This is a genomic window from Rickettsia sp. TH2014 (assembly GCF_019249195.1).
Taxonomy (GTDB): Bacteria; Pseudomonadota; Alphaproteobacteria; order Rickettsiales; family Rickettsiaceae; genus Rickettsia; species Rickettsia felis.
On the sequence record NZ_MXAX01000261.1, the window covers coordinates 1 to 7,511 of the forward strand.

The window sequence follows — 7,511 nt, forward strand, 5'->3', positions numbered from 1 at the left end:
CTAAACTGCAATACGGAGGCACGACCTTTTGTTGTTTTATGTAGGCGTTGTTGCATGGATCGATTTTCCGTTGTCATCCTAGCTAGCTTGTAGTGGGATCCAATTAAAAATACTAAAATTATTAGTATTTCAGGTTGTTTTTATGGACCTAGTGGTCAAGCCAATAGTACCGGATAATTTCTATTCTATGTCGTTCCTGCGTAGGCGGGAACCCAGTCAAATAAAGCTTTTTTAAAGCTTTATTTGAGAAAAGCGATATAATAAAAAATCTTTAGAATTAAGATTTTTTATTCTGGATCCCCGCTTTCGCGAGGAGGACATCGGGGTCTTTTCAAAAACTGTCCGGTACTATAGGTCAAGCCACGGGGTGACACAACGGGTTTTACCTGTCCATGCAATAACGCCTTTTATGGATAACGTGGAAAAGAACGTAGTGATATCGTGTTAATTACTAAAAAACTCATTCACCACTAATATATAACTTGTTTTTAAGTCTAAATCATAATCAACGGTATTATATATTAGCTTTTTTATGTCGGTAAATTTTTGTAGTAAATAGGAAGGATGCTTATTTGGCAGTTTATCAAAAATCTTATTTTCTAAATCTAGAAGCTCAATATTGACGTTAGCAGATTTTTTAAGAATTCTATTCAATAATAATAATAAATTATCAATAAAATCTAGCCATAATTCTCGGTCTTTAGTAGTAAAACGATTAATAAAATCTAACGTTTCATTATTTGCTATCGGCTGAATAAATTGAAGATATAATTCATTTATAGAATGAGGTTGAGATGAGCTAACATTAATTTTAAAGCATCTTGATCTAATTGTAGATATAATACTTGCAGCTCTTGAAGTAATTAAAAAAATGTAACTATTCTTTGGTGCATCTTCAAGAATTTTTAAGCATGAATTCGCCGCATTTAAATTCATAAGATCAGCCGCATAAATTACGGCAACTTTATAACCTGAAATTGCAGCAGTTTTACTTAAGAAATCTTGTAATTTTCTTATTTGTTCAATAGAAATATTTTTAGCATTAGATGTAGTTGAGGTTTCCCTAGCGATGAAATGATAATCAGGATTATTTTCAAGAGGAATGCTATTCTTAAAAAGCTTACTATATATAAAATCTTCTATATCTTTTAAAGATTGCTTTATATTTTCGGCTTCGATAAGCCAACTATTATATAGCTTATTATGTTTTAAGTTAAACTCTAGGCGTTCAATTATCATAAGTGGTTTATGCGTGGTTTCTCGTCATTGCGAGAAAATTGCATAGCAATTGACGAAGCAATCTCAGGAGTTTGTTACTATTTCATGAGATTGTCACGTCGCTTCGCTCCTCGCAATGACGATTTTGATCAACGTCACATTATTTATTAATTAATTACAAGCTTCTTTCATTTTTCTTCCAGCTCTAAAAGTAGGTTGATTGTAAGCATCTATTTTCATTTTTGCTCCGGTTTTTGGGTTACGACCCTCACGTGCTTTTCTATGATGTATTTCAAATGAACCGAAACCTGTTATATTAATATTATGGTGACTCTTTATGGCACTAATCACACTATCAAGAACTAAATTAAGTGCTTTCTCAGCATCAGCTTTTGTTAATGTTTTATGTGAAGCATGTTTATGATTATGACCATGGTCGGTCATAAATGCTATAAATTTGGTTTTATTCATTTTTTTTGGTTCTTTTTTGTTATGTGTACTCATAATAAAATCAACTCTCCTTTAATGGGTTAATATGTATTGATGTTTTTTTATAAAACAATATATACAACTGGCAATAATATACATCAATATATTTTTTTTATGTGAGTTAATTATAACAAACTACCCACATACTGCAAATGCCAGTTATTTACAAAGTTTAAATATATACGTTATTATATTAATTTATAGAAAAATGTAGCCATTTTACATCAGTTATACTGTTAAAACTATCTTAATCAAGTCATTAAAGTGAAAATTTATCATTAAAACCCTAATTTATTGTCAATAGTAAATTACAAAAGCTAATTTCTACTTTTGTAAAAAATTATAAGTTTTTTAATAAAAACAATATATACTTAATTTATATAATAAGTTGGAAACCATCTTTCACCTTTTATATAGAATATTCTTAACCGAATAGCAGATTTATGTAATAATTCGCTATTCACATTAATTTAGAATAGAATTTTTAAAGAAAAATATATTAAATCCAATGTTATTGTCTGAAATTTGTATTAAACGCCCTGTCTTTGCCACGGTTTTGAGTTTGGTTATCGTAGCTCTTGGAGCAATTTTTTTTACCAAACTACAAATTAGAGGAACTCCGGATATTTCAGTTCCCATTATAAATGTCGAAGCTCATTATGAAGGTGCCGATGCTTTATATATGGAAAAAGAAATAACGACGCGTATAGAAAAAGCTTTAAAGACGGTTAAAAATTTAGATTATATAACTTCTCAAAGTTCTACAGGCGAAAGTAGTATTACTTTATCATTTTTATTATCTACCGATATTGAAGTAGCATTAAACGATGTTCGTTCTAAAATATCCGATATCACTTATATGTTTCCGCAAGATATGAAAGCTCCGTCGGTTGCAAAACTTGACGCCGATAGTTTCCCAAGCCTCTTCATAAGTGTTGAAAGTGATCAATATAGCGATTTAGAATTAACAAAGATCGTTGAAGATAATCTACAAACACCTTTAGATAAACTTGAAAGTGTAGGACAATCACAAATTTACGGCGGTCGGGAATATATAATGAGAATAGAACCTGACTCCAAAAAATTATATCAACATAAAATTTCTTTATTGGAGATTGAATCTGCAATAAAAGAGCAAAATAAAGATTATCCCGCAGGTACGATTAAAACAAAAAGTAATAATTTTATAGTCACCCTTGAAGGTTCTTTATCTACACCGGAAGAATTCGGTAATATTATTCTAAAAGTACAAAACGGAGGTATCACAAAATTACGAGATATAGCGAAAATATCTTTAACTTCTCCCGATGAGGACATACTGTTCAGATATAACGGCAAAAGCTCCATTGCTCTTGGTCTTATAAAAGAATCAAAAGCTAATGTCATAGATTTATCAAATGAAGTAACTAAAGAGCTAGAAAGAATTAAAGAATCCATGCCCAAAGGAATAAGTATGGGTATCGCATATGATGGAGCAACACCTGTAAAAGCATCAATTTATGCGGTATTTCAAACAATTTTTGAAGCTTTAATATTAGTAGTTTTAGTCACTTATTTATTTCTTGCTTCTGCTAAAATTACCTTAATTCCATTTGTGACGATTCCGGTATCATTGATCGGTACTTTTAGCGTAATGTATGCTTTTGGATTTTCTATTAATATATTTACGCTCCTTGCTATGATACTTGCTATAGGTTTAGTCGTCGATGATGCGATAGTTATGCTTGAAAACATTTTTAGATATAATGAAATGGGGCATAAACCCATGGAAGCAGCTTTACTTGCTTCTAAAGAAATCGGCTTTGCAATCATTGCTATGACTATTACGCTTGCTGCCGTATTTTTACCCGTCGGTTTTATAGAGGGTTTTATCGGGAAATTATTTATTGAATTTGCTTGGACTTTAGCATTTTGTGTTTTGTTCTCAGGATTTGTTGCTTTAACTTTAACTCCTATGATGTCGAGTCGTATGGTTACAAAACATAATACGGACTTACCGAAATTCTTAGTAAAGTTTAACGACATTCTACAATTTATTCAAAATAAATATATTTACTATCTAAAGCTAACTTTTGACAATAAAAAGAAATTTATCATCATTATTGCATCATCTTTTATAGTGCTGATTATTAGTTTTAAATTTACTCAAAAAATTTTCGCACCCCAAGAAGATGACGGATTTTTACAAATTTCTCTTAAAGGACCCGAAGGTTCTAGTTTAGAATCCTCTACTAAAGTAGTGAAAGAAGCCGAAAAAATCCTTGCTAATTATAAAGATATATTAGGTTATCTGATGGTAATAGGTGCAGGCGGTAGTGATAATGTTTTTGGATTCATTCCGTTAAAAGATTGGGGTGAGCGCTCTCGTTCCCAAGAAACTATTAAGAATATGTTAAATAAGCAGTTTTCCGGAATACCGGGCATGTCGATTTTCGCTATGGATCCACGTTCAATGGTTAGCGGGAATGCAAGTAGCCCTATCGAGTTTACTATTCAAACGAACCTTGAATATAATGATTTAGATAAAATATCACAACAATTTATTGATATAATGAAAACAAATCCTATTTTCTTAAACGTCAATAGAAATTTACAATCGGCAATGCCGACTATAAGTATAGAAGTCAACCGTGATAAGGCTTATTTATACGGAATGGATTTAGCAAATATAGGCAAAACGGTGCAATATTTACTTGCAGGTCAACAAATCGGGGATTTTAGAATGGGTAATGATTTATATGACGTTATATTACGATTTAATCAAAAAGATCGAAAAGATATTAGCGATTTTAGTAAAATTTTAATCAGGGCAAAAAATAATAATATGTTACCGCTGGAATCAATAGCCAATATTACAGAAAAAATATCAGTGAAATCATATAGTCATTATAATAATTCAAAATCCGTTACTATTTCTTCCGATCTTGCTCCTGATGGAAAAATTAATGATGCAATTAATGAAATCAATAAAATAGCCGCTCAGTTACTCGACCCTAGTAATACTATAATTGAATATATCGGCGAAATTAAACAAATGAGAGAGGCAGACAGTAATATGCTTATAACATTTGTATTCGCTCTTGTATTTATCTATTTAGTGCTTGCAGCTCAATTTGAAAGCTTTACTGACCCTTTATTAATATTACTCGCCGTACCTTTCTCAATAACCGGCGGTGTACTTGCTCTCTGGCTTGCCGGTAATAGCCTTAATATGTATAGTAATATAGGACTTATTACTTTAATTGGATTAATTACTAAGAATTCTATTATGATAGTAGAATTTGCTAATCAGCTAAGAGAAAAAGGAGTAAAGGTTCAAGAAGCTATAATAGAATCCTCAAAACTTCGCTTGCGTCCAATTCTAATGACTACCCTTGCTGCTGTAGTGGGAGCTTTACCTCTAGTCTTTGCAGATGGAGCCGGTGCTGCTGCTCGTAATTCTATAGGCTTTGTAATAGTTGGAGGATTAAGCATCGGTACTATATTTACAATTTTTGTTATACCTGTAATATATCAAACTTTTAAGAAGGAATAATAAATTATAGAATTATAAAATTTAGTAGACATATAGCTCAAAATGAGAAATGATTATTTTATATACTCGATGAACTTCAAAAATTGGCTACGTTATTCTACAAGTTCTGCGGTGCTCACGTATTAAGTATACGCTCCACTCCTCGCCTTGTGAACTCCTTGCTCTTTTTGAAGTTGATCTTCGTATAACTACCATTCATTTATTCGTAGTATACTAATTAACAAAAGGTTTTATATGCTAATAAATACTTCTAATAATCCGCTTATTACTACTATACATTTATTATCTTCTATAGGTGCTGTAAATTGGGGCTTAGTCGGATTATTTAATTTTAATTTAGTCACACTTTTATTTGGCTCATTTCCAATTATTGTTACAATACTTTATATAATTATAGGCTTTTGTGGTGTATATTCTTTCCTTTGTTTAGGTAAGCTATTTTGTAAACCCGGAATAGAAAAGGTGAGGTAACTCTCTCTTTTCGTCATTGCGAGGAGCAAAGCGACGTGGTAATCTCATGCCAAATTCCTGAGATTGCCTCCGCTCTCTGCTACGCATCTCCTCGCAATGACGACTCAGGTATTCATGCGGGCAATACCTAGCGACAATGACGACTTAACAACCTAACTTGTGCTATAGCAGTTATTGCTGCTGTTTCAGCACGTAATATATTATTTCCTAAACTTACAGATTTTGTATTCTTATATGAGGCAAGAAGTTCCAGCTCATCATTAGTAAAGCCTCCCTCCGGTCCTATAATAATAGTTATATCACTATTACTAAGTGATGATAAAATGCGTAATATAGAATTTTCTTCTTGTTCATGTTCATTAGCATATAACATCAAATTATTATTCTCTTTAAGGTAATCTTGTATTGTGATAGCTTTTTCAATTATCGGGGGAGTAAGACGTTCTGATTGCTCTGTTGCCTCAATAACACATTTCGTTAAACGTTCGATATTTATCGTTCTAAATTGACACCGCCCAGTAATTAAGGGAATAATTTTAGTTATACCGAGTTGCGTAGCCATATTTATTGCAAGCATTAATTTATCTTGCTTTATTATAACAGCAGCAAGAGTTAACGCAGATTCTGTATATGGCTTTTTTAACTGTTCTTTAAGCCTAACCGATAGGTTATGCTTACCTATATCGGTAATTTGTGCTAAAAATTCTCCATCCGTACCGTTAAAGATACGCAAGCTATCATTTACTTTAAGACGTAGCACCGTTTTAACATAATGCACATGATCATTTGCTAATTCTATCTTGCTATTTTCAGCTAAATGACTATTAATATAGATACGGTTATACTTCATATATACTCGATGAACTTGAAAAATTGGCGACAATGTCTTTATAAGTCCTCGGATGCTGAACGTTTATTATACGCTCCGCTCCTCGGCTTACAGCCTCCTTGCTCTTTTCCAAGTTGATCTTCGTATATCAACTCTTCACTTCGCAGGAGTGTTAATTATGGATAATAAAAAAGATAATATATCAGAAGAAGAAAAATTGCCAAAAGAAAAAGAAATCGGTGGCGTTAAAGGCTTAGAACCGACAAGATACGGTGATTGGCAGCATAAAGGTAAAGTAACTGACTTCTGATGGCTTTTTTCCAGCAAACAAAAATTTTACTCTATAAACCGCAAGAATTGTTTGATTTGGTCTGGGACGTAAAATCTTATCCTAAATTCTTGCCTTGGTGTTCTGCTTCTAGAGTTATTTCAGAAGATAAATATGAGATCATTGCTGAGTTAGTAATTCAGTTAAAAGGCTTTTCAGAAAAATATAACTCACGAGTTACAAGCGAAATAACAGATGATGGAATATATTTGATTAATACGGTAGCTATTTCAGGACCTTTTGAATATTTAAAAAGTACTTGGCAATTTGTTCCATGCACGGCAGGAACTGAATTAAGATTCTTTATTGATTTTAAAATGAAATCTGTAATACTGGATAAATTAATTGGCACTTATTTTACCAAAGCAACCGACAAAATGATTATAGCTTTTGAAAAGAGAGCTAAAGAGGTTATTAAATAAAAAGGGGTAAGATTATAGATCTATAATCTTACTCTTTAGAAAATTTTGTATTTAGTTACTAGGCAATATCAGATATATCCTTCATCTTTTTCATCTCCTAAGATTTGAGTTTGATCATCATTAAGATTATTATAATCAAGGCTATAAAACTGCTCTTCTTGCTCTTCGCTAGTACTAGAAGTGTGGTGGTTGGTCGTGCCTCCGTATTGCAGTTTAGAG

The 7,511-nt window shown here is 32.0% G+C and carries 7 protein-coding genes; 4 read left to right on the forward strand and 3 right to left on the reverse strand.

Annotated features, from left to right (window positions below; all coding sequences use genetic code 11):
* Positions 1 to 444 precede the first annotated feature (444 nt).
* Positions 445 to 1,239 (reverse strand): DNA polymerase III subunit delta', encoded by a 795-nt coding sequence (locus KYQ89_RS05440; RefSeq protein ID WP_218460737.1) that lies wholly within the window; start codon positions 1,237 to 1,239, stop codon positions 445 to 447.
* Positions 1,240 to 1,389: 150 nt separating this feature from the next.
* Positions 1,390 to 1,722, reverse strand: a complete 333-nt coding sequence (locus tag KYQ89_RS05445; RefSeq protein ID WP_218460738.1) for an HU family DNA-binding protein — start codon at positions 1,720 to 1,722, stop codon at positions 1,390 to 1,392.
* Positions 1,723 to 2,215: 493 nt separating this feature from the next.
* Between KYQ89_RS05445 and KYQ89_RS05450 the strand changes: the two genes are divergently transcribed.
* Both KYQ89_RS05450 and KYQ89_RS05455 read left to right on the forward strand, forming a co-directional pair.
* Positions 2,216 to 5,242, forward strand: coding sequence for an efflux RND transporter permease subunit (locus KYQ89_RS05450; RefSeq protein WP_218460739.1), 3,027 nt, complete (start codon positions 2,216 to 2,218; stop codon positions 5,240 to 5,242).
* A gap of 234 nt (positions 5,243 to 5,476) precedes the next feature.
* Complete coding sequence (locus KYQ89_RS05455; RefSeq protein ID WP_218460740.1) at positions 5,477 to 5,713, forward strand: DUF378 domain-containing protein; 237 nt, start codon at positions 5,477 to 5,479, stop codon at positions 5,711 to 5,713.
* A 127-nt stretch (positions 5,714 to 5,840) separates the two neighbouring features.
* Here KYQ89_RS05455 and KYQ89_RS05460 read toward each other — a convergent pair whose 3' ends face one another.
* Complete coding sequence (locus KYQ89_RS05460; protein ID WP_218460741.1) at positions 5,841 to 6,563, reverse strand: 16S rRNA (uracil(1498)-N(3))-methyltransferase; 723 nt, start codon at positions 6,561 to 6,563, stop codon at positions 5,841 to 5,843.
* A 52-nt stretch (positions 6,564 to 6,615) separates the two neighbouring features.
* On the opposite strand from KYQ89_RS05460, the gene KYQ89_RS08390 reads away from it, so the two are divergent.
* Both KYQ89_RS08390 and KYQ89_RS05475 read left to right on the forward strand, forming a co-directional pair.
* Positions 6,616 to 6,852: a DUF1674 domain-containing protein gene (locus tag KYQ89_RS08390; RefSeq protein WP_410528050.1), complete on the forward strand. Its 237-nt coding sequence runs from the start codon at positions 6,616 to 6,618 to the stop codon at positions 6,850 to 6,852.
* Complete coding sequence (locus KYQ89_RS05475; RefSeq protein WP_218460743.1) at positions 6,852 to 7,292, forward strand: type II toxin-antitoxin system RatA family toxin; 441 nt, start codon at positions 6,852 to 6,854, stop codon at positions 7,290 to 7,292. Before KYQ89_RS08390 ends, KYQ89_RS05475 begins: the two co-directional genes overlap by 1 nt.
* The last annotated feature ends 219 nt before the right edge of the window (positions 7,293 to 7,511 follow it).